Origin of the sequence: Psychrobacillus sp. FSL W7-1457, assembly GCF_038593405.1 — a bacterium.
Lineage (GTDB): Bacteria > Bacillota > Bacilli > Bacillales_A > Planococcaceae > Psychrobacillus.
On record NZ_CP151993.1, the window covers coordinates 3,363,787 to 3,386,824 of the forward strand.

Here is a 23,038-nt window from a genome sequence, read left to right on the forward strand (position 1 = left end):
GGAGGACTTATGAATAAACGTAAAAGACATGTTGCAGATGTAGCTTTAAAGCTATTTGTAGAAAAAGGAATCCAACAAACTTCTATCCAGGACATCATTGATAGAGCAGCTATTTCAAAAGGAACCTTTTATAATTATTTTAGTTCAAAAAATGATTGTATCGCAGAAATACTAGAAGGATTAAGATATGATGCTAGTCAGCTTCGTATGCAAATCCAAGTTGGGAAAAACGAAAAGGACCAACAGATTTTAGCTCAACAAATATATAGTATTATTCAGTTAAATGAAGAACGAAGCCTATATGCTCTCTTTGATGCAATCCTTAGCTCCAATGAAATAGATCTAAAAAAACTTGTGATGCAGCATCGTATATTCGAGCTAGAGTGGTTAGCGATTCGGTTTAAATCTGTATTTGGAGAGGAAATTTCTGAAAACGCCTTTGAAAGTGCTATACTATTTCACGGCATGCTCCAGCACTTACTATTTACAAAACGTGTAACAAATGCAACGTTTTCACTTCACCGAATTGTAGCAGTCCTGCTCCAATATATCGGTCTTATCATTCCCTATATGCTTCAACATAATACTTCTTTAATTGACCCTTCTTCAGTCCATTTAATGAGGATGAATATAGATCGAAAGCCAGTAGAGTTAAGCGAGCTCATGAAAATGGCAAAGAACATTAAAGAGGAAGAGAATTTTACGATGGAGCAAGAGGACCTCTATGAGGCCATTATTTCTGAGCTCAACAAAGAACGTGTTCGCAAAAGCGTGCTTCAGCCATTGCTCAATCCTTTCTTATCATCTTTTGATGACACCTCTAGTAAAGGTCAAGTACAAACCTTCATCAATGCCATTTGGTTTTATCTAAAACTGAAGTAATACAAAAACTCACCAAGCTAATATGAGGGCACTGAAAAAGTCAATGAAATTACTAAAGCGATTGCGTGAACAGATTTCTGTTCACGCAATCGCTTTTTCTTTATCTTACATCCTCTTATCATAGTATAATGAGTAAAACTAACTAGAGGTGACGCAGCCATGATTTCCAAACAAGAAACACTAAATTTGAGCCCTTATATAGCTTTGTATGATTTAGTTATCCCAAAAGATAATATGCTTCGCCAAATCAACGAGCTCGTCGATTTTTCATTTATCTTAGACGAATTAAAATCAAAATATTGTTTGGATAATGGTAGAAATGCGATTCCACCTATTCGTATGTTCAAATATTTACTGTTGAAAGCCATACATGACCTATCAGATGCCGATCTCGTAGAGCGTTCAAAATTCGATATGTCGTTTAAATATTTTCTAGATATGTCACCAGAAGAAGAGGTCATTGATTCCAGTTCTCTTACAAAATTTCGCCGCCTTCGTCTCCAAGACATGAATCTATTAGATTTACTCATTGGAAAGACGGTTGAAATTGCGTTGGAAAAAGGGCTTATCACCAGTAAAACCGTTATTGTCGATGCAACTCACACAAAAGCTCGTTATAATCAAAAATCACCAAAAGAGTTTTTACAAGAAAAATCAAAAAATGTGCGTAAAACGGTTTACCAACTCGAGGAAGAGATGGTCGGAAAGTTTCCTAAAAAGCCAACTTCAAATGAAGTGACGGAGGAATTGGATTATTGCCGCCGAGTTGTGGAAGTCGTCGAAACACAATCAAAAGTAGCACAAATCCCTGCTGTGAAAGAAAAATTAAATGTCTTAAAAGAAGTCATCGATGATTACGATACACAGTTGGGTCATTCAAAAGATCCTGATGCGCGTGTCGGACATAAATCGGCAGACTCGGCTTTCTTTGGATTCAAAACGCATATCGCGATGAGTGATGAACGAATTATCACAGCCGCGATTGTAACAACTGGTGAAAAAAGTGATGGTCAATATCTTCAAGAATTAGTAGAGAAAAGTAAAGGGACAGGGATGGACATCGAGACGATCATTGGAGACACGGCTTATTCAGGCAAAGATAATTTACAATACGCCAAATCGGAAGAACTTCAATTAATTTCAAAATTAAATCCCGTTATCACAAATGGTAACGGTCAAAGAAAAATTGCATTTGATTTTAATAAAGATGCCGGTATGTTTGTGTGCCCAGTCGGGCACATGGCGATTCGAAAAGCACGGACTGGAAAGAAAAATGAAAATCAAAATCAAAAAATCACCTTTTATTTTGACATCGAAAAATGTAAAGTTTGTCCAATGCGTGAAGGCTGCTATACAGAAGGTGCGAAAAGTAAAACGTATAGCATCTCATTGAAATCAAATGAACATGAAGAACAAGAGGCCTTCCAAGAAACTGAGGCCTTCAAAGAACTAGCCAAAAAACGCTATAAAATTGAGGCGAAAAATAGTGAGATTAAAAATCCGCACGGCTATAAAACGGCAAAATCAGCGGGTTTATTTGGCATGGAAATACAAGGTGCCACAACGATATTCGCTGTCAACCTGAAACGGATCATGAAACTACTAAATGAAAAAGAGTAAGAAATAGACAATGAAATAAGGCACTTTCCGTTCGAATTGAACAGAAAGTGCCTTGTTTTTGGTTGAAAAACCAATTAGATTTTAAAACTCGTTAGTTTTTCAGTGCCCTCGCTAATATTGGTGAGTTTTTTCTAATTTAATGATTTATTACTAAGCAGGTGCAGATATAAGCGTCTTCGCCTAGTTTTAGGGTTTGCGCAAGGTTCAACCTCGTTTTTACAAGGTTCTCTCATGTTTATGCAAGGTTCAGTGGGATTTGTTTAAAATTCATCCTACTAACAATAACTTAGTAGCCGAATCTATAATCTCTTCCCTTTTTCGATATCTCATGTCCCAAACGAATTGTTGAAACAGCAAGCTCTGCATAGGTCACTTGCTTCGTAGGGTTAAACTGATTTTTCTCTGCCTTTACTAATCCTAGAGAATCAGCCAACACAATATAGCCAGTATATTCAGCCTTTATCTTCTTGCTATCCGTGAAGTCATTTTTGTATATCTTAGTTTGCTTAGCTGCTTCCTCTAAGCCTAATGCACGAATATACCATATAGACAGCTCTTCTTTAGTAATTGGACTATCTACATCAAAGGTTGATTTGTCTGCAGTTATTACACCAAGCTCTACTGCTCGTTCGATCGCCTGATAGGAAGCATGCTTCGCATCGATATTGGTAAAGGTTTGCTTAGCATTCTCGGAGTCCCCCATAGGATAGCCCTGGTAAATATATGTTAAGGAATTCATCATTACTTTGATAGCTTCTCCTTTAGATACTGCGGCATCTCCATTAAAAGCCTTAGCATCTTTTACGGTTAACACTTTAGATTGGATTAAATAATTTAGTTCGGCTGCTGCAGTAGGATGAGAAACTTCTGGTAGCACCTCTCTATTGTATTCGTTAAACCATTTACCAGTGCTTGCCTCTAATACCTGATGTTCTTCTTGATTAAACAATGGGGAAGATATTAAATAATAGTTATTATTTTCTTGCTTCAAATATTCTTTCATGTAGCTTGTCTTTAACGTAATGGCCTTTTTAAATGTCTCTGTTGCTTCTTTCTCAGAAATAATTTTTTCTTTTGATGGCCACTCATCAATTAGAGGTCTATCAATGCTTATGCTACTTAGAGAACCATTCTTATTAATATTTACGCTAATTTGGTCTCCTGAAACAGATATTCCATCAATAATTCGAGGGAACGAGAAGTAATATCCGCTCATCTGGTCGGCATAGCTGGTCTCAGTAGGAAGAGCATACTCGTGTACGTAAGAAGGCAAATACTCTTTTGCATACTCCACTGCCTTAGCTAACGCATCCTCATAAGATAGGGACTTCTGATCTATATTCTCGTCTAACATTTCCTTAATTTCTTGCTGCATACTATGAAAACGAATTAGCTCACCTGTTTTCTTATCGAATTCTATATTAGATCCAGAACCGGAACCATTAGAATAATGATACATATAGCTAACACTGATTACATCTTGTCCGTTATAATTTTTCATCTCATCTACAGATTGAATTGTTAATTTGATCTTATTGGAATCGACCTTCAGTAAACCCTCTGCTGTTTTCTTAGCCTCTTCTTTTGTAATGCCATTGTGTTTAGCAGGCAATGCCTTTTCTACAATCATTTGATATTCTTTAGGAGCAGGATATTCTTTTAAAAACTCATAGGAATTAAACCACTCGCCAGTAATAGCATTCACACTTAGTATTTCAGGCTTATAAACTAGCTTCACCTCTTGCTTATTACCTTCGTTTGGATAGGTAATTTGATATTGCAGCTTAGTGGTCAGCTTGTCTTTTATTTGATTTAAAATCACTTCAGCATCTTTCACCTTTTTAACATCATCGAACGTAGGAGACTTGCTTGGAATAGAACGATTAAACCCTACTATCTCTCCACTGCCTAGAATAGTCACATTAACGTGCTGATCCCCAATAGTAACCCCATCCTGCATACGGTTAAAAGTAAAAGTATAGCGAATGGGTTGGGTTAAAGTTTGTGAACTATAATAAAAGTCTTCCATTCCTTTATCTAACTGGTAGTTTCCATCCTTCATATACTTTTTCATAAAGTCATGAGCAAGTTGTTTAGCTTCCTCTTTAGATACCTTCCCTGGAAATAGCGAATCTGCAGTTGCTACTGGGTCATATTGAAAAGACTCTATCTCATAATTATCCCCATAAAAACCTATGCTCCCCGAGATATCCTTCCCCTTTTCTTGCTTATGAAAAGACATACTATGCCTAATTGCCTTTTCATTTGGATGATTAAAGGAATGCAAGTAAAATTCGCTTGGCTTGATCGAGTCGAAAATCCCCGGAAAGCTAGCTTTAAACTTTTTAAGCAATTCCTCCTTAGACACTAAAACGTCTGTAGCAGCAACCTGAGTCACTACATTATAAGGCTGTGTTCCTGTCGTATTTGATGCATTTGCAGTAGTCGATAACATTCCTAGCGATAATGCTGACGCGGTTAAAATAATCCCTATCTTCTTCAGAAAAAGTCCCCCTTTAAGGTAATAACTATATTATAAGCTAATATATGGAAATTAGAAACATATATTTTCCTAATATTTTAACTATTTAATTAAATTTACCTATAAAAGTGTTGTTCGTTTGAAGATTCCTAGTCTCCTATTTACAATTATTAAATTCGTAAAAAATCCTTCTCCACAGTCTACCAAAGTCCTTATTTTATATGTCATCTCTAGACCCATCTAACTATTTTCTCAAAATTCAAATAAAATATGAAGCTATTATTTTCATATCTATTAAGGTTTGATTACAATTAATAAAAACCGACAGTTTGAGCTTTAAAGCGGGAGGATTAATATGAAGAATAACAAAATGGCCGTAGCAATTGTTAGCACTACACTTTTATTAGGAGGCTGCAACATGGAAGTAGAAAGCAAAAAAGAACCTGAAATAATCGGTAAAGGAGATGTGGCTTTAGATTCTTCAAGCTTTGTTAGTGTTCAAGATTACACGGGGGAGGAATATACCCTACAGGATGGCGCGGAAACAGATAAAATAGCTGAAGCGAATCGAGAGGAAATTGAACAAGCGGTAAAGGACTTCTTTTTAAACAACTATAAAACAGAAGTGAAAATCCATAACATTGTGGGAGCTGTGGACGGTGCCTCTGTATTCGTCGAATCTTTAGGAGAACCTCATTTTTACACATTTGCCATTGTACCTATTGATATTGAAAAAGAAAAAGTAGAAGCAGATAAAGTATGGTCTCAAGAGGGACAGATAGAAGATGCCATTACTACTGGGCTTTATGCTATGATCCATGATCAGGAATTTTCTACACTTGATAACTACTTAGAGAAACTCACTGAAGAAAATCCTATTGTAGGTACCCGTATGGAGGCAGTTGAAAAGGTAGGAGCTAATGGATTTGCAACTCCCTATTATTATACAAGCGCTGCTGGTGAATACTTTACCGAGCTTTACAACAAATATATAGAAAATCCTACCATTAGCAAAGAAGAGCTAAAAAGCTCGATGAAAAAGTATGATTTAGATTCAAATCTAATGCTTATTACGGTTACTTTATATATGAAAGAATCCGATACCAACCCAGATGAAGTACTCTATGACAAAATAGTTTCAGATATCGAGCAAATGGACGGCCTACCACCAGGTTCATATTCCGTCATTTTACATGATAACTTGATAAATGCAGAATATGCTGACGGCTCCAAAAAAAGCTCGATAAACAAAACTGCCTTGAATGAAATTAGAAAAGAATAGGAGTGGAAATCTAGGTGACTACTATTAATCCTGTTTCTAACGTCCAGACAACTGACCAAGATTTAGTAGAATTAGCTGGTTTTCATGCGTACCGACATTATCCACCCGGCAAAATTATAACCGTTAACGATAAAATATTTAAAGTAGTAGATACCCAATATGGGATGTCCTCTGGCCTGGATGCTGTTACTGTCCAAAACCATGAAACAAAGGAATTAACGGTAGTTTATATAGGGAGTGAGGACAATAAGGATTGGATCGATACCAATGCAAAGCTACTCGCTGACACTCCCCCCGCACAAGTAAGTGATGCACAAGAATACTTTGACTGGGTAAATGCTAACCTTGGGAAAGTAGATTCCGTAACAGGTAACTCCCTAGGTGGAGGACTAACTAATGCTGTGGCTATTGAAAATCCTCAGGTGAAGGCTGTCACTTTAAATCCAGCCATCCTTCCTGCTGGTTTAGTAGATCCTACAACGATGTACGATAATATAACTAATTACTATAGCCGCTTTGACTTCCTTACGAGTACAGAGGAATCACTTGGACTAGGTAATAGAATACCAGGGAAAAAATATAGCATTAATAATGGGGTGCCCCTGCTTTCCATGATTGCCTCGAATCATACAGGTTATGTAGATCCAGATAAAGATGGGAACTTCGTGATTGAAGTTGGTATAAAGGGACAGCCTGGACATGGATTTATCCATATTGGGGCCGACGATCATATTGTAACAAGTATTTGGACAGGAAACCCTATTTATGCAGGCTATAGTGAAAAAATTGAAATTAATCAAGAAAATATGATTTTACTCTCCAATGGAATTAGAGACCAAGTAAAAGGTCGAATTACCAATGTCCAAGAGTATATAAGTAACTCAGTCAGTATTGTAGAGGACGAGAATGCAAAATTCAGTCAGCGTGTCACCACACTTCAAGAGACATTCCAACAAAAGTTGGAGGAAATAGCTGTAGACCCACTATTTAAAGGAATAGCGGAGACAGGGGCCATTATCAAAGCAGCAATCGATGACTTAATCGACCTTCTTAATAAGGCTGAGGATCGTTGTCTTATATTAAACAGCATTCTAAACTCAAAGCCTGCAGAACTTATTGAGTTTATTACCTCCACTAACATAAGTGTAGAAACGCTCTTTGCTCCAGCTAGGGACTATTTAAACCAACTCAAGCAAGATGTAGATCACCTAGTCGCTAGTGCTAACAATATCCTTTATAACGAAATCCCTGAACTATTTAGAGGAGGCACAGACAATTTTATTGATGCAGTTGTAGGGGAGCTCGGTGCACATTATAATATCTTAAAGATAAACAAAGAAGAAGTATATAATCAATTAACTGAGTACGAAGCTCAGGTTAACGATATTGCCCATTCTTTTATTAATCGAGATGTGAGCTTAGCAGATGCTATCCAATCGGGAGCCACACCAGGAGAACGTGTAGATGCTGTTCAAAAAACAGAAATTAAAACAATTCAGGAATCTTCTTATTTGGTAATCGGAATGAAAATGAAGGAAGTCCAAGTAGAATTAGCTCATAATACAATTGTTACTGTAGGAACAACGATATTAAGACCTATCCTTTCTAGGCTGGAACAAATTGTACTTTTAATAGAAGTTGCATTGACTGCCATTATTCTCGCTGTAAAGGCTGCTCAAAATATCGCTTTATATGGAAATCCAATCAGCTTGTTAATGAGCCTATTTACAGATTATGAGCAACGAGTTAAAAGTGCTGTTGCCAGTGCTCTAGAGCCTCTCATAGAAATGGAAGTCTTAATGGAAAGTTTCCGTGTTGGATTTAATCGGATGAATGCAAACCTACCGGAGATGCTTGATAACTTTAAGCCTTATCTGGATACCGCCATCTTTGAACCATCTAAGTTTGAAAATGTACGATTATACAATGTGGCGACCTTAGCCATTTTAGATGAAATGGAGCTACTGTTTAATGAAATCATTTACCAGCTAGCAGATGAAAAAGCTAATGCCATCGAAGAAACTTTAGAGGTCTCCAAAAATGTGTTAGGAAACTTACAGATTCTAAAGGAGCAAGTAGATAGAGGTACTTTATAATATAAAGCTTTGGGACTCCAGTGCAGCACTGCTACATTAGAGTTCTTTTATTTTGCTTATGTATGTTATCTAGTTCTTCTGTTCTCTAATCTTGCATTGTCTTTCAATAGTCTATATACTAGTCTTTGTGCAAAAAACAAACCGACCGTTCTGTTTTAGAAAGGAGTAATAGATATGCCCCCAGGGATGGAAACTAAACAACATCTCATTCAAACTGCTAGTCATCTATTTAGTTGTTATGGTTTTGAAGCGGTAAGTATCTCCACTATTATCAACGAAAGCAACACAACTAAAGGCGCTCTTTATCATCACTTTCCGAACGGTAAGGAAGAGCTACTCCTTGCTGCTATCCAATATACAGGAGATTTGTTACTAAGTGATACTAAAAATCTATTGAATAAATCTGCTGATCCTATTGAAATGTTATTAAATCAATTGCATATGATTGCTACGCAAATTGAGCAAAAGCATGAATTATATGGTGTTCCTATTGGTAATATTGCAGGAGAAATGGCTCTTAAAAATAATGGGATACGTCTAGCCTGTGATCACGTTTTTAAAAGCTGGCAAAAATTAGTAAAAGAGAAGTTTATCGAGTATGGTATGTCGGAAGAATGTGCAAGTAATCTTGCCATCACATTAAACGCATTATTTGAAGGTGGGATATTGTTGAGCGTCACAAGCGCTTCTGGTGATCCATTAAGAGCTATCGCCAAGCAAATACCCAATTTAGTACCACCAAAACAGTAATTTATAATAGAGAGTAGGATTTACATGTCACAACCAATTAAAAAATTACCTATACTCTCTGCTTTCTTAATAGCAGGCTTTGTAGGTCTCTTCAGTGAAACAGCACTAAACATGGCATTAGGACAACTAACTGTCGAGCTAGGCGTTGAACATACAACGATTCAATGGCTGACAACTGGCTTCCTGCTGACCCTAGGTATACTTGTCCCGATTTCCGGATTGCTAATCCAAAAATTTACGACTCGTCAGCTATTCTTAACCTCCTTAACATTTTCTATCGTAGGGACAATAATTGCAGGACTTGCGCCAACCTTTGCCTTCTTATTGATGGCACGTATTGTACAAGCAGTTGGTACTGCTATCTTATTGCCTCTGATGTTTAATACGGTTCTATTAATCTTCCCAGTTGAAAAACGTGGATCCGCGATGGGTATCATGGGACTTGTCATTATGTTTGCACCGGCAATCTCTCCTACCGTATCTGGAATCATATTAGAATACTTAACTTGGCACTGGATTTTCTGGACTACACTTCCATTCCTTGTATTTGCTTTAGTTTTCGGCTATTTCTATATGCAAAATGTTAATGAACTAACTCATCCGAAGATTGATGTACTATCTGTTCTCTTCTCCAGTATTGGATTCGGAGGAATTGTCTATGGCTTCAGCGTTGCTGGAGAAAATGGTTGGGGGAGTACTATTGTAATTGTTGCGTTAGCTGCAGGTATAATTGGTCTTGCTCTATTCACTTGGCGCCAGCTGAACATGGAAAAACCAATGATCAACTTGACTGTATTAAAATATCCTATGTTTGTATTAGGACTCATTGCGGTATTTATCGCATTTATGTGTATTCTTTCTACCATGATCTTGCTTCCGCTTTACCTACAAACAGGCTTAGCCTTAGCAACATTTACAGCAGGTCTGGTTTTGTTACCAGGTGGTGTCATTAATGGGATTTTCTCACCTATTGTCGGACGTCTATTTGACGAATACGGCGCAAAGGTATTAGTAATGCCAGGGTTTATCTTGATTGGAATTGCGTTTGTATTCTTTATGCAAATTGACCAACAAACATCTCAACTAACGATTATCGTGCTTCATAGTGTTATGATGATTGGCGTATCACTTGTGATGGCTCCTGCTCAAACAAACGGCTTAAATCAGTTACCGCGTCATTTATATCCAGACGGCACTGCCTTAATGAACACGCTACAGCAAGTATCAGGTGCAATTGGAACTGCCGTGGCCATTACTATTATGTCCACTGCTCAAACTTCATATATGAATAAAGAAGGTACTCCTATCCCTTCAGTAGATTCATTTATTTATGGAGTACAAACATCTTTTAAATATGCAATTGCATTAGCAGTAGTTGGTTTGATTCTTTCATTCTTTATTAAAGGAAAAAAACAAACGATCAATCAACATAATTAAAAACAAAAAAGAACCTTCAAGCTTAATTGCTTGAAGGTTTTCTATGTCTTTTCAGAGGAAAATGAAATTTTCACGCTTATCAATTTCCACATTATATATAATCGCTCTATTCCATATAAACATCTGTTTTTGAATGAAAACCATCTGAAATTACAGTCGTATTAATATTAGAATCATTTACTGGTATAGGTGTTAATAATACGGAAGGAACTTCTATTTTTCCATTATTCACTTTCTGCTTCGCTGAAATCTCCTTACCCTCCGCCATAGAAACTGCGAGTCTAGCTACTTCCTCTGTAAGCATACGAATAGGTTTATAGACAGTCATCGTTTGGGTTCCCTTAACGATCCGCTGTACGCCTGCCAGGTCTGCATCCTGTCCTGCCACTGGTATTTGTCCTGCTAGCCCATTCGCCTCCAGCGCTTCTATCACACCGCCTGCAGTAGCATCGTTTGCTGCTATTACTGCATCGATTTGCAAGTTTGTGTTTTGAAGAGCTTGTATCATGTTGGAATTAGCATTGACCGGAGTCCAATCTTTTGTCCACTGGTCATAAATAATATTAATATCCCCATTATCGATATATGGACGGAGTACTTTAAACACTCCCTTTTTTAGAAGATGCGCATTATTATCAGTAATGGCTCCTCCTATAAATACGTAGTTTCCCTTTGGAACACGCTCAATCATAGCCCTGGCTTGCATTTCTCCCACTTGTTCATTGTCGAAGGAAACATATAAATCGAGGTCTGCATTTTTCACGAGTCGGTCATAGGCAATGACTTTTATTCCCGCAAGATGAGCCTTATGGACAATAGCAGCAGTTGCCTCCGCATTATGAGGAACTATTACTAAAACATCTACACCGCTTTGAATAAGACTTTCTGCTTGTGAGATTTGAAGCGCGTCATCTCCACTGGCGGCAACAATCTCCACCTTGGCTCCCAAAGCTTCTACAGCCTCCTTGAACAAATCTCTATCCTTTATCCAACGTTCTTCCAGTAGGGTATCCATCGAAAACCCAATGCGAATGGGCTCTTCGTCTTTAATAGAGGGAGAATCTTTTTCGTGTTTGATAATCTCTGTAGGCTCTGGGACACAAGCTACCAATAGAAGTATGATTCCCACTAGCCAAATAGAATTAGCCTTTCGTTTCATCCCTTCCCCCCTTACGCTTTTGCTTTCTTACTTAACATTGTTTTTCTGTAATCCTTTGGAGAAACCCCACACATCTTTTTGAATACCTTACTGAAATAATTGGGATCATGATAACCAATTTCAAACGTAATTTCCTTCAAACTACTCTCGGAATTACTAAGAAGCTTCTTAGCCTTCTCAATTCGGCAATCTGTAAGAAAATCAATATAGTTAATACCTAACTTTTCCTTGAACATTTTGCTAATATAGATGGGGCTTAAGTCTACTCTCTGTGCTAGGATATCTAACGAGATATCCTTATGCGAATTATCATATATAAATTGTTTAATTTGGTGTATTTTATCTGCTTCTATTTTCTCAAAATGAACTATATAAACCGTTTTCATATGGTTAAGTAAATGGTTAGTTTCCACTCGCAATTGCCGATAATCACGTGCTTGTAGTGGAAAAACCGGTGCTTCTGAGTCAATTCCTAACTCATTCATCACTCTATGTGCAATCCAGAGTAGCTCCAATACTCTTTGTTGCGTGTAGATTAAACCATTCCCTTTGCTCTCATGCTGCTGAATCATTTCAAATACAAACAAACGAATGGACTCCCAATCTCCAAGTCGTAGTTGCTCGAAATAATGTTTTTCCTGCTGTCTGATAATCTTATAATCTGTTTCAACTGTAATAGTCTGCATTTCCGAATAAAACCGATATTTGACTATCAGGGTGGGATCCATTGTAGCTATAAGTGCTTCTTGGTAGGATTGTCGAATGTCCTCAAGTTCTTTGTAGACTTGGCCAATTCCCATGAACCAGTTCAAACCATTACTTTCTTTATTTAATGATAAAATTTCTTTTACAAATGCGATTGCTTGAGCTCGGAAGCTAATCTCTGGTTTTCTAAAAACAATAATAGGCAATTGTCTGCCGTATAGAGCACCTACCCAAGCATTAGTTGATTGCCGAGCTTTCTGCTTGATATTTGCATATAGGTGCTCTGTCCCTTCAGGTAGTAGAAGCACCACAACAAATTTTTCCAGTGTAGCAGGGGTATCTAACAGTTCAACAAGCAAATCTATATGCACTTCATGAACATGATCAAATAATAGCTGTGTTACAATATCTGTCTCCGCAAGCGTCAGTGTTTTTTGCCACATTTCATTTGCTAGCCGGCTGCTAGCCTCTGCTTCCTTCTCGATTCTATATTCCTCTAGCACTTTTTCAACCGTAGTAATAATTTCGCTTACTTTACTTGGCTTGAGTAAGTAATCCTTTACCCCAAGCTTAATAGCTTGTCTGGCATAATCAAACATGTCGAATGCAGTTACCATTACAAACTTTATCGATGGATTGATTTCTCTTATTTTTTCTATCGCTTCCAGACCTGTTATCCCAGGCATCATAATATCCATTAATACCAAATCTGGCTGAAACCTATTTGCCAGTTCAATTGCCTGCGTCCCATTTTTAGCCTGATAAAATGTAAACTCTGGAAAAGACTTTTGAAGAATTGCTTGCATGCCTTCACGTTCTATCGGTTCATCATCGACGATCAGAAGCTTCATCATCATTTTCCTCCCATGCTATTGGAATTTGTATGATTACCTTTGTCCCTTGACCTTCTATACTATGAATATTCATTGTACTTTTATCTCCATAAAATAGGGATAGCCTTTTTACAACATTTTGAAATCCCATTCCCGTAGAATGCCCTTCGCTAGGTATAATATTTCCCTTAAGCAATTCGTCTATTTGTTTACTAGTCATACCTTTACCACTGTCTTCTATCTCTATCATTACAATTGAATGCTCTTTATAAATTCTAAACCAAATAGTGCCTCCATCTATTTCGGGCTCTATCGCGTGGATTACCGCATTCTCAATGATAGGCTGAAGCGTCAGACCTGGAATATTAATATGTAAGCAAGAATCATCAATGTCGGATACAAATCGTAAGCGATCGATAAAGCGAGCCTTTTGGATTTCCATGTATTGATTGAGTACTATAACCTCCTCTAGTAAGGTGACAGTCCCATCCCCTCGCTTAAGATTATAACGAAGTAATCCTGCTACACTAACTAGGAGGTCACTCGTTTCCTCCGCTCCATCCAAATAAGCCTTTTTGGAAAGAGTATTTAGTGTATTAAACAGGAAATGGGGGTTTATTTGACTTTGTAGAGTTTTTAATTGGCTCTCCTTTAGGAGCAGTCTGCTTTGTTGAAGCTCATGCTCCAGCTGGGCCTTTTGCTGAATTTCCTGTATTAAATCATTAATATTAATGCGCATTTTATCAAATGTTTTAGCTAGAAAGGCTATTTCATCATTAGATTTAACCTCAATCAGCTGGCTAAATCTCCCTTTTGATAATTCATTGGCTGCCTTGGTTAGCTGATGGATAGGCTTTGTGATACTCAGTGAAAACCAATGTGTCGCTAGTAGTAACACACAAGTTATTAATAGTAACAAGTAGATTCCTAGCTTTTGGAGCTCTTCAGATTGTTTAATGATATCCCGATAAAACTCATTATAAGTTTGTAGTTCACTATCTAAAATCGTCAACGTCATTTCTGATATGTACATAGAAATACGATTTGCTTCGTTAAATTCCTTAGTAGATTCTTCTATACTTTGCTCATTCAAGAACATAATAGAACGCTCTGTTGTTTCAATGAGACTATCGATTAAATGAATATAATTGGTTAAGGAAAATGAGTTTTCTACGTTTCTAAGGTCTGCAGCATCCTGTTGAACCTCTTGTATATCTACTATACTTTGATCCAGCTGTTGTCTATTTTTCTCTGTAGGACTTAGCAAATAGTTATTTAAGCTAGTTATTATTTTTTGACTTGCTGTCGTAACCTCATTCATCCTTAAGTAACGCTGCAGTACATCATTTGTTTGCTCTTGAGTTTGCTGGTTGTAATACGTAAGCGTTAACCAAATGATACCCATGATAACGAGAACAACTGTTACGAGTATCCAAATCTTCTTATGAATTGTCGTCATTGTTCCGTACCATCCGATTGAGACATCCTTATTTCAGTTAGGTAGCCATTGGAATCAAGTGGTACCACTTCACCTGTCAGCCACTTCATTAGTTGTTTGACGCTTTCTCTACCCATTCTCTCAGGCTGTTGTTCCAACACACCATCTAGCAATCCCTGCTCTAGTAATGCTTTTGATTCTATACCATCATCAAATGTATAAATGTGGTATGGCTCTACCTGAGTGCGTCTGCCAATTTCCTGGATCATTGGTCCAGCAAAGTTAGCGTTTATCGCTATAAAAGCTTGAGCTTGAGGAGTTTCATTCATCAGTTGCTGCGTAGTAGCCATCACCTGCTCCTTTGTATCCTCTGTCCCTCTCTCAATAACACGAATTCCTTTATAATGTTCAAGCACTAATTGAATCCCTTTCAAGCGCTCTTCTTGATAATGTGCTTGTATCTCATCTCTTAGAATGATGATTTCTCCAGCGGTGCCCATTTCACTAACTAAACGTTGAGCAACCATTTTACCTGCTTCTAGCTGATCTGAACCGACATAGGTCTTTCTTAAACTTTCCGCAACTGGTACATCATTAGCGACTGTAATTACAGGAATACCATAGAAAGCAGCCTTAACCTTGGTTAGTTCTTTGAATTCTTCATTGTCTAGACCTTGAACGATAATTCCACTAACCTTAGAATGAAGAGCAACCTCTATCCGCTTCAAAAAATCTTCCTGGTTATTCCCATAGCTTCCCCAGACCTCTAATTGAACCTTTTCTTCTTCCGCTTTTTCAACCGCCCCTTGTCCAACCTTATTCCAAAAAGGAGTGTCCAGTTCTTGGGTTATAAGAACAAGTCGAATGGTACCCTCATTAGAAGGAATGGTTTCAGGTATTTTACTAGAAGTAAGGAAAGCCTTTGTTGCAGAGGAAAATGTCAAATAACTAAAGATCAATATAAGTATTCCAAGTATAAAGACTACTTTTTTCCTCATTCCTTCTCCCCTTAGCTCATCTTTTTCTACTATATTACCATTTGTCCATTAATTGACAATAACTTATCTCCATTATTAATATGATTCAAGATCTATTCCTATATAGAAAAACAAAAGGTATAAGCCCACTATACCTTTTGTCTATTTAACCCACACTAAGCTCTTTGTTTTCGAGTCATCACATCGAAGATTACAGCTCCAGCTAAAACTCCTCCGCGAATCATATATTGGTAAGATATTCCGACACCTAATAAATTCATACCGCTTGATAGAGAAGCCATAACAATAGCACCAATGATGGCACCAGTTACCTTTCCTACTCCCCCAGCTGACGAAACTCCACCTACATATGCAGCTGCTATAGCATCTAATTCAAAAAGAGTACCAGCAGTAGTACTTGCTGATTGAAGACGAGAAGTAAATAAAATTCCTGATAGCGCTGCAAGCATCCCCATGGAACCGAAGACGATATATGTAATCTTTTGTACGTTGATCCCACTAAGGTGGGCAGCTTCCGGGTTACTTCCTACTGCATATATATGACGACCAAGCACTGTCTTTGTTGTTAAAAAATGATAAATTATAACGACAATGACCATAATAACAACCGTCCAGGAAAAACCATTATATCCAGCTAAAATCCATGTAATATAAGCAATAATCCCTGAGATTAAAACCAGTTTAATAGTAAAAATCCCATTAGACATCACTTCAAATCCATAATTCAATTTATTTTTACGGTTTGAAAACTCACTATAGATGTACAAAATAATACCGATTAAGCCAACAAGCAATGTCATAAGGTGTAGTCCATTAATCTGCATAATGGAGGGAATGAAACCATTTCCAATCGCGTTAAATTGACTGTCCTTAATACTAATCGTACCTGTTTTTTCTGTAACCTGTAGGAGTGCCCCTCTAAATATGAGCATCCCTGCTAATGTAGCAACGAAGGAGGGAATACCAATTCGCGCAACCAAAACACCGTTAAATAAACCGATGATTGCCCCAAAAACTAAAACAACCGGTATTGTAATCCAGATGGAAACACCCCATTGTGTGAGGAAAATCGCTGCTACTGCTCCTAAAAACCCTGCAACAAAGCCTACAGATAAGTCAATATGACGGATAACAATGACTAGTGTCATTCCAACAGCTAGAACAGCAATGTAGCCTGCTGAATCTAGTAAGTTACTTATATTACGCGAAGACATAAAAAGTCCATTGGTCATAATCGTAAATGTTAATAGAATGACGACTAATGCAATATACATTCCATAATCTCGTATATTATCTTTCACAAGAGTTTTGGCCTCTTTAAATAAATTCATGATTCTTCCCCTTTCTATCTATTGAGTAGCGAGTTCCATAATAGCTTCCTGAGATGCTTCTTCTGCACCCAGTTCCCCTCTTATAGCCCCATTCGCCATAACATAAATACGATCACTCATTCCTAGCACTTCACCAAGTTCAGAGGAAATCATAATAATACTCATACCTTCATTAATTAACTGGTTCATAATGGTATAAATTTCAAATTTCGCACCAACATCAATTCCTCGTGTCGGTTCATCCAAGATTAAAATCTTAGGTCCAGTAAACAACCATTTTCCAAGAGATACCTTTTGCTGATTTCCCCCGCTCAATTTGCCAACTATTTGCTCTAAAGAGCTTGCTTTTATATATAAAGAATCCTTGTATTCTTGACCAACCTTCACTTCTTCATTTAAGTTGAGGACTCCTTTGTTTGAGATCCCTTTCAGATGAGCCGCCGAGACGTTACTTTTGATATCTTGCAACAAAAATAATCCATCTCCCTTTCTATCCTCTGTAACATAGGCAATACCAGCTTTTATCGCGTCACTAGTATGTTTCAACACTTTAGTAGTTCCTTGCAGCTCAAGTGTTCCTTGAAGCTTATAATTTTTGGGGTTTCCGAAAATACTTAATGCAAGCTCAGTACGCCCAGAGCCCATTAGACCTGCAATACCAATAATTTCTCCCTTCTTGAGTTGAAGGTTTACATTTTTCACCGTGTTTCTACCTAACTGGGGATCGTAGGCAGACCAGTCTTTTAAAGATAAAACGGTCTCTCCGATTTTCTTGTCTTGTCGCTTTGGATAAATATCTTCAATGGCTCTCCCAACCATATTCTTGATGATGACATTTTCCGTTACCTCTCCCGTTCCTGCATCTAATGTACAAATAGTTTTTCCATCCCGAAGGACAGTTACCTTGTCCGCTATGTGAATAACCTCTTTTAGCTTATGGGAAATCATAATACAACTGATACCTTGACCTTTTAACTCTTTTAAAAGATTTAATAGATTCTCGCTATCATCCTCATTAAGTGCAGCGGTTGGCTCATCTAATATAAGCAAATTCACGTCTTTGCTTAATGCTTTGGCAATTTCTACGAGTTGTTGTTTTCCTACACCTAATTCCTTAATCAAAGTTTCTGGCGTTACCTTTAAGTTCACTTTTTCGAGTAATTTAGTTGACTGAGCAATGGTTTGATTCCAATCTACAAAAGGACCTTTTTTAATCTCATTTCCAGCAAAGATATTCTCGTAGACCGATAAATCTGGAAAAAGTGCTAGCTCTTGATAGATGATTCCAATACCAGCCTTCACGCTATCACTGATGACCTGAAATTGTTGTACTTGACCTTCAAATACAATATCGCCTTCATAAGTACCATAAGGATAAACCCCGCTTAAAACTTTCATTAAAGTAGACTTGCCTGCGCCATTTTCTCCTACTAGGCAATGGATTTCACCCTTACCTACTTTGAAATTTACATTGGATAAGGCCTTAACTCCCGGGAATTCTTTAGATATATTGTTCATTTCTAAAATATAGTCACTCATTCTAATACCTCCCTCACCTATACAAATTAAAGATAGAGAAAAAGTGATTGAAAGTTACAACACTTTTTCTCCTATAGTTAGCTTTTACTCTATACCGGTGAACTCACTTGCTTCGTAATACTCTGAATCAATTAACTCTGCCTTCACATTGTCTTTATCAACCACAATTACATCTGTTTGTTTTGCTTTTATCTCCGCTGCTCCATTATCGTATGAACCAGTGGTTTCAGGAGTTTTACCGTCCAAAATTTCCACTGCCATACCCATAGCATCTTTTACTAATGAACGAACATCTTTAAACACTGTCATGGATTGTTTTTCATCAATAATGTATTGAACAGAAGCCTTCTCTGCATCTTGACCTGTGACAAAATAGCTTGTAATAGCACTATCTGAACCAAATACATCGGCAATCGAACGAGCCGTCCCATCATTAGGAGCAAGTATTAATACATCTCCTTTTAAGTCCTCACTAGCAGCAGTCAAATGTGTCTGTGCTTTGTTTTTTGCTTCATTAGGATCCCAGTTCGTTGTAATTTGCCCAATGATTTTCCCAAGCTGATCACGAGAAAGCTCTGCGGAATCTTTTAATGCCTCTGCTTCACTTGAGTTAACAATTTTAAACGTTCCATCGGCGATTTTAGGCTGAAGTACCTGCCAAGCCCCCTCAAAGAATAGGAATGCATTATTATCTGAAGCTGCACCTGCATACAAGTACAGAGGAACATTAGAACCATTTGCATTGTCCACTAAGTACTGAGCTTGTGCAGCACCTACTGCCAAACTATCAAAAGTTACATAGTAATCTACTGCGTCCGTATCTGTTATTAGACGGTCATATGCAATTACAGTTACTCCCTCTTTCTTAGCCGCCTCTACTGCAGAAGCAGCTGCCGCGCCATCATGTGGAGTAATAATTAATACCTTGATGCCTTTATTTAATAACGCCTCAACATTTTCTTTTTCTTTTGCAGACGACCCTTGGCTAAATAAGATTTCCGTAGAATAATCCGAGTCAGCTAAGGCATCCTTAAAACGCTGTTCATCCTGAACCCAGCGTGGTTCATCCTTTGTAGGCAATACAATCCCTACATCTACTGCGCTGTTTCCACCTGCGTCACAAGCAACAGCTACTATGGCAAAAGCCATTAACATAAGTAAAAATGTGAACCCCTTGAACTTCTTCAACATTTTTAACCCTCTCCCTTTGTATAAAATCCTTACTATTTTATTATAAATTCAGATAATTATAATGAAAGCGCTATCAATAGCACTCTTTTAACATCACCTATACTTTTTTATCTTTTGGGGAAAATAAAAAAGACAAACCAATTAAGGTCGTCTCTCAAAGTCAAAAGGAAATATGGAAGTTGGAAGGTTAACCAACTGATATTCCCAGATTATTTAATCCTATATGGGGTAAATATAAATAAAGATACTAAATGATAGATTACTTAATTTTTAAAGTTGTCAGGAGGAAGAAAAGAAACATGCGAAAATTTTTACTGTTCTTAGTTGTGGGTGCTCTGTGGGCTGCCTTTCCTACAAGTTCTATAGAGGCTAAGGCAGAAACCTATACGATCACGCCAAACAGCGATACATATGGACATAAGTTCGAGAGCGCTACTACATATAATTCTCATACGAAACATTATTATTTACTTCGTTCCTATCTGGAACAGCTCGAAAAGACAAATGGTGGAACGCTCATCTTAGAAAAAGGTACCTATACAGTTTCCAATGTCCTTTTTGTCCCTTCCAATATCACGATTAAGTTAGAAGACGGTGCAAAGATTGTCAACGGCGATGAAACTGGTACCTCTGAACTCGACGCCGATAAATCACTTTTTCATCTTATACGTCCTTCGTTAGGAAAAGAAGAAGGTGTATACGGTAAACACGAAGGTGAAAAAAATATCTCTTTCATTGGAGCAGGAACAGCTACCATGGATTTAAATTTTGACAAGGATGCAATTGCTATTATTGCAGGACATAATAAAAACCTTAAGATTGATAATATTCATTTTGTAAACATGTATTCTGGTCATTTTATCGAAATTGATGCCACAAAAAATTCGGTTATATCCAACAATAAATTTATGAATTCAAAAGCTTCCCCTACTGAGATAAAAGAAGCCATTAATATCGATACCCCGGACAAGCTTACGAATGGCTGGAGCTCAAAGTGGAGTAAGTTCGACAAGACACCAAACGTCAATATGTTAATAGAAAATAATGTGTTCTACGATTTAGACCGTGCAATCGGCACTCATAAATACTCTGGTGGGAAATATCACGATCAGATTGTTATTAGAAATAACAAAATAAAAAAAATGCGTCAGGACGCAATACGAGTGATGAACTGGAGTAATGCTACGATAGAAAACAATCACTTTGAAAACGTTGACCCTGGTGACTATAATTCGAATCGGGGAATTATGGCAAGTGGTGCCTTAAATCCTACCTTCCAAAATAATTTTTTTAGAGACATACCGCGAGCAATACAATTTATAGCGTGGAAAAACGATGATTCTGGTTCTGAGTACGATATAACCTACAATAAATTAACGGAGGATAATAAAGATGCGCTTTCAACCAACACCATTTTTGATTCTAAAGAGGATTACATTCGTATAAATCCTAAATTCAAGAAATATGATGACGAGCATACGGAATTTATACCGATAAAAACAGCGTTGACTCCGCCATTGCCAAATGTGTCCTCCCGTTCATCTAAGACATTAAATTATATAAAACATAATGAAAATAAAGAAAATCCTCAGGAGACACTTCCCTTTTATGAAGATCTATTTATCTCGGTGGAGCTACCGATAACTCACCAAAGCTATCGAAGCAAGTATCAGCAACATATTACAAATACATTTATAGATTTGTAAACCTACAACTCTATTATTCGATATCAGCGTGCATCAGGCAATTAGTAACTTTATTCCATAAAAGTATAAATACTCATAAAACCTTAAGATTTCCGCTAACTTTCCCTTAAGATTTCTTTGTTACGATAAACGTATCAAAGAACTTGGGAGGTTACATTTTAATGGATTTAATAAGTATAGTGTCTGGTCTTTTACCGTATGTAAAATATTCTATTATTATTTTCATCATCTTAATAATTGGGTATTTCATAATTAAAAAATTTTTTCCGAAAAAGTTTTCCATACGGCTATCTAAATCAGTTTTTATCATTTTGCTTCTTTGCTGGGGGATTGTTGTCTTAGGTATTACAACGTTAAGTAGACCAGCAATGTTTACTGGCCAATTTAATCCTAGTCTTTTTAGTAGCTACGTGAATGCCTGGAACAAATGGTCCTTGCCTGAATTGCAGTTAATCATCTTTAATATGTTAATGTTTGTGCCATTAGGAATTTTATTACCCTTGATCCACTACAAAAACAAATCGTTTTGGCGAGTATTCTTTATTTCGATTGTAGTTACACTTTGCTTAGAAACATATCAATTCATTTCAGGTAAAGGGATTTTTGAATTGGACGATCTTGTCCATAATACAATAGGGAGTTTAGCAGGCTACTTTTTCATAATGGCAATACTGACAAGCATTGAGCAACGAAAGTTAAAATCAGCTCCAATTGTAAAAGCGTTTGCTATTCCACTTAGTTTCGTGATGTTATTCGGTATTGCCAGTGTTGTATACAACGCACAGCAATTTGGAAACCTGCCATTTAAACCTGCCCAAAAGCAAAGCATGGAGCAAATTGCCGTGCAATTAGAGACACAGCTAACTAATGATTCGTCTAACGCTTGTATTTATTACAATTCCAATGTTAGAAATATCAATAACTTTAAAACCATCTCACAATCCATCTCCCGTCGATTTGATTTACAACAGCAAGGGGATATACGTATGGAGGGTGAAAATCGACAATTAACATTTATAGACGGTGAAGGTGATAACTATTATTTAACTTATTTCATGTCTAATGGTTCCTGGTCCTTTTCATCCGATGCTTATAGCGAAGGGGTTCCAAAAGTGGATATTAAACAGCAAAAGCAGTCTATGGAGGAATGGTTAGAAGATGAAGGTTTATTCCCTAGTAATGCTACCTATGAGCAGCAAGATGAACGTACTATTCGTTGGGATTTAGACGAGCCAGAGAATTTACAATCTACGTGTGAAGACATTACACAAGGTTTCCTCATCATTACACTTTCTGATCAGCAAACGCCCGACAGCATCGCTTATTATGTGAGTAATAATCAAATGGCCGGGGAGAAGGAAATTATATCTCGACAGGAAGCATATGAAGCGTTATTAAATGGAGAGTTTAGTTTATTTAATCCTCTACAAGAAGGAGATACGTTAACGATAACGGATGTTCGCATAGACTATACTTATGATACTAAAGGTTTTTATCAGCCTGTATATATTTTTAATGGTAACGTGAACAATCCAGACTCCACCGTTGAAATTTCAATACCAGCAATCAAATAAATAAAATAGCACTTT

General features: G+C 37.2%; 16 protein-coding genes. 8 read left to right on the top strand and 8 right to left on the bottom strand.

Annotated features, from left to right (window positions below):
* The first annotated feature begins 9 nt into the window (after positions 1–9).
* Entirely contained in the window at positions 10–882 is an 873-nt protein-coding gene (locus NSQ95_RS16465; RefSeq protein ID WP_340881959.1) for a TetR/AcrR family transcriptional regulator, read from the top strand.
* A gap of 159 nt (positions 883–1,041) precedes the next feature.
* Positions 1,042–2,502: an IS1182 family transposase gene (locus NSQ95_RS16470; protein WP_340881957.1), complete on the top strand. Its 1,461-nt coding sequence runs from the start codon at positions 1,042–1,044 to the stop codon at positions 2,500–2,502.
* Positions 2,503–2,788: 286 nt separating this feature from the next.
* On the opposite strand, the gene NSQ95_RS16475 is transcribed toward NSQ95_RS16470, so the two are convergent.
* Entirely contained in the window at positions 2,789–4,957 is a 2,169-nt protein-coding gene (locus tag NSQ95_RS16475; RefSeq protein ID WP_340881956.1) for a YcdB/YcdC domain-containing protein, read from the bottom strand.
* Positions 4,958–5,339: 382 nt separating this feature from the next.
* Between NSQ95_RS16475 and NSQ95_RS16480 the strand changes: the two genes are divergently transcribed.
* The 4 genes from NSQ95_RS16480 to NSQ95_RS16495 all read left to right on the top strand — a co-directional run bounded on the left by NSQ95_RS16480 (position 5,340) and on the right by NSQ95_RS16495 (position 10,549).
* Positions 5,340–6,266 (top strand): DUF1672 family protein, encoded by a 927-nt coding sequence (locus NSQ95_RS16480; protein WP_340881954.1) that lies wholly within the window; start codon positions 5,340–5,342, stop codon positions 6,264–6,266.
* 14 nt (positions 6,267–6,280) lie between these two features.
* A complete protein-coding gene (locus NSQ95_RS16485; protein WP_340881953.1) occupies positions 6,281–8,362 on the top strand; it encodes a hypothetical protein in 2,082 nt (693 codons plus the stop codon).
* 174 nt (positions 8,363–8,536) lie between these two features.
* A complete protein-coding gene (locus NSQ95_RS16490) occupies positions 8,537–9,112 on the top strand; it encodes a TetR/AcrR family transcriptional regulator (RefSeq protein WP_340881951.1) in 576 nt (191 codons plus the stop codon).
* A gap of 24 nt (positions 9,113–9,136) precedes the next feature.
* The gene (locus tag NSQ95_RS16495) at positions 9,137–10,549 is read left to right on the top strand and encodes a DHA2 family efflux MFS transporter permease subunit (RefSeq protein WP_340881950.1); all 1,413 of its coding nucleotides are present in this window, start codon (positions 9,137–9,139) and stop codon (positions 10,547–10,549) included.
* Positions 10,550–10,655: 106 nt separating this feature from the next.
* On the opposite strand, the gene xylF is transcribed toward NSQ95_RS16495, so the two are convergent.
* The 7 genes from xylF to NSQ95_RS16530 all read right to left on the bottom strand — a co-directional run bounded on the left by xylF (position 10,656) and on the right by NSQ95_RS16530 (position 19,743).
* Entirely contained in the window at positions 10,656–11,708 is a 1,053-nt protein-coding gene (gene xylF / locus NSQ95_RS16500) for a D-xylose ABC transporter substrate-binding protein (RefSeq protein ID WP_340881949.1), read from the bottom strand.
* Between the two features lie 11 nt (positions 11,709–11,719).
* Entirely contained in the window at positions 11,720–13,267 is a 1,548-nt protein-coding gene (locus NSQ95_RS16505) for a response regulator (protein WP_340881948.1), read from the bottom strand.
* A complete protein-coding gene (locus NSQ95_RS16510) occupies positions 13,242–14,705 on the bottom strand; it encodes a histidine kinase (RefSeq protein ID WP_340881946.1) in 1,464 nt (487 codons plus the stop codon). The genes NSQ95_RS16505 and NSQ95_RS16510 overlap by 26 nt, the downstream gene beginning before the upstream one ends.
* On the bottom strand, positions 14,702–15,682 hold the full coding sequence (locus NSQ95_RS16515) for a substrate-binding domain-containing protein (RefSeq protein WP_340881943.1): 981 nt from the start codon (positions 15,680–15,682) through the stop codon (positions 14,702–14,704). Before NSQ95_RS16515 ends, NSQ95_RS16510 begins: the two co-directional genes overlap by 4 nt.
* Positions 15,683–15,837: 155 nt before the next feature.
* Positions 15,838–17,013, bottom strand: coding sequence for a sugar ABC transporter permease (locus NSQ95_RS16520; RefSeq protein WP_340881942.1), 1,176 nt, complete (start codon positions 17,011–17,013; stop codon positions 15,838–15,840).
* 18 nt (positions 17,014–17,031) lie between these two features.
* Positions 17,032–18,552: a sugar ABC transporter ATP-binding protein gene (locus NSQ95_RS16525; RefSeq protein ID WP_340881940.1), complete on the bottom strand. Its 1,521-nt coding sequence runs from the start codon at positions 18,550–18,552 to the stop codon at positions 17,032–17,034.
* Positions 18,553–18,636: 84 nt separating this feature from the next.
* A complete protein-coding gene (locus NSQ95_RS16530; protein WP_340881939.1) occupies positions 18,637–19,743 on the bottom strand; it encodes a sugar-binding protein in 1,107 nt (368 codons plus the stop codon).
* Positions 19,744–20,042: 299 nt separating this feature from the next.
* Between NSQ95_RS16530 and NSQ95_RS16535 the strand changes: the two genes are divergently transcribed.
* Positions 20,043–21,449, top strand: coding sequence for a right-handed parallel beta-helix repeat-containing protein (locus NSQ95_RS16535; RefSeq protein ID WP_340881938.1), 1,407 nt, complete (start codon positions 20,043–20,045; stop codon positions 21,447–21,449).
* Between the two features lie 161 nt (positions 21,450–21,610).
* Positions 21,611–23,023, top strand: a complete 1,413-nt coding sequence (locus tag NSQ95_RS16540; RefSeq protein ID WP_340881936.1) for a VanZ family protein — start codon at positions 21,611–21,613, stop codon at positions 23,021–23,023.
* Positions 23,024–23,038: the final 15 nt, after the last annotated feature.

Coding starts and splice junctions, on each gene's coding strand:
- NSQ95_RS16465 (WP_340881959.1), top strand. CDS start 10: ATGAATAAACGTAAAAGACATGTTGCAGATGTAGCTTTAAAGCTATTT.
- NSQ95_RS16470 (WP_340881957.1), top strand. CDS start 1,042: ATGATTTCCAAACAAGAAACACTAAATTTGAGCCCTTATATAGCTTTG.
- NSQ95_RS16475 (WP_340881956.1), bottom strand. CDS start 4,957: ATGTTATCGACTACTGCAAATGCATCAAATACGACAGGAACACAGCCT.
- NSQ95_RS16480 (WP_340881954.1), top strand. CDS start 5,340: ATGAAGAATAACAAAATGGCCGTAGCAATTGTTAGCACTACACTTTTA.
- NSQ95_RS16490 (WP_340881951.1), top strand. CDS start 8,537: ATGCCCCCAGGGATGGAAACTAAACAACATCTCATTCAAACTGCTAGT.
- NSQ95_RS16495 (WP_340881950.1), top strand. CDS start 9,137: ATGTCACAACCAATTAAAAAATTACCTATACTCTCTGCTTTCTTAATA.
- xylF (WP_340881949.1), bottom strand. CDS start 11,708: ATGAAACGAAAGGCTAATTCTATTTGGCTAGTGGGAATCATACTTCTA.
- NSQ95_RS16505 (WP_340881948.1), bottom strand. CDS start 13,267: ATGATGAAGCTTCTGATCGTCGATGATGAACCGATAGAACGTGAAGGC.
- NSQ95_RS16510 (WP_340881946.1), bottom strand. CDS start 14,705: ATGACGACAATTCATAAGAAGATTTGGATACTCGTAACAGTTGTTCTC.
- NSQ95_RS16515 (WP_340881943.1), bottom strand. CDS start 15,682: ATGAGGAAAAAAGTAGTCTTTATACTTGGAATACTTATATTGATCTTT.
- NSQ95_RS16520 (WP_340881942.1), bottom strand. CDS start 17,013: ATGAATTTATTTAAAGAGGCCAAAACTCTTGTGAAAGATAATATACGA.
- NSQ95_RS16525 (WP_340881940.1), bottom strand. CDS start 18,552: ATGAGTGACTATATTTTAGAAATGAACAATATATCTAAAGAATTCCCG.
- NSQ95_RS16530 (WP_340881939.1), bottom strand. CDS start 19,743: ATGTTGAAGAAGTTCAAGGGGTTCACATTTTTACTTATGTTAATGGCT.
- NSQ95_RS16535 (WP_340881938.1), top strand. CDS start 20,043: ATGCGAAAATTTTTACTGTTCTTAGTTGTGGGTGCTCTGTGGGCTGCC.
- NSQ95_RS16540 (WP_340881936.1), top strand. CDS start 21,611: ATGGATTTAATAAGTATAGTGTCTGGTCTTTTACCGTATGTAAAATAT.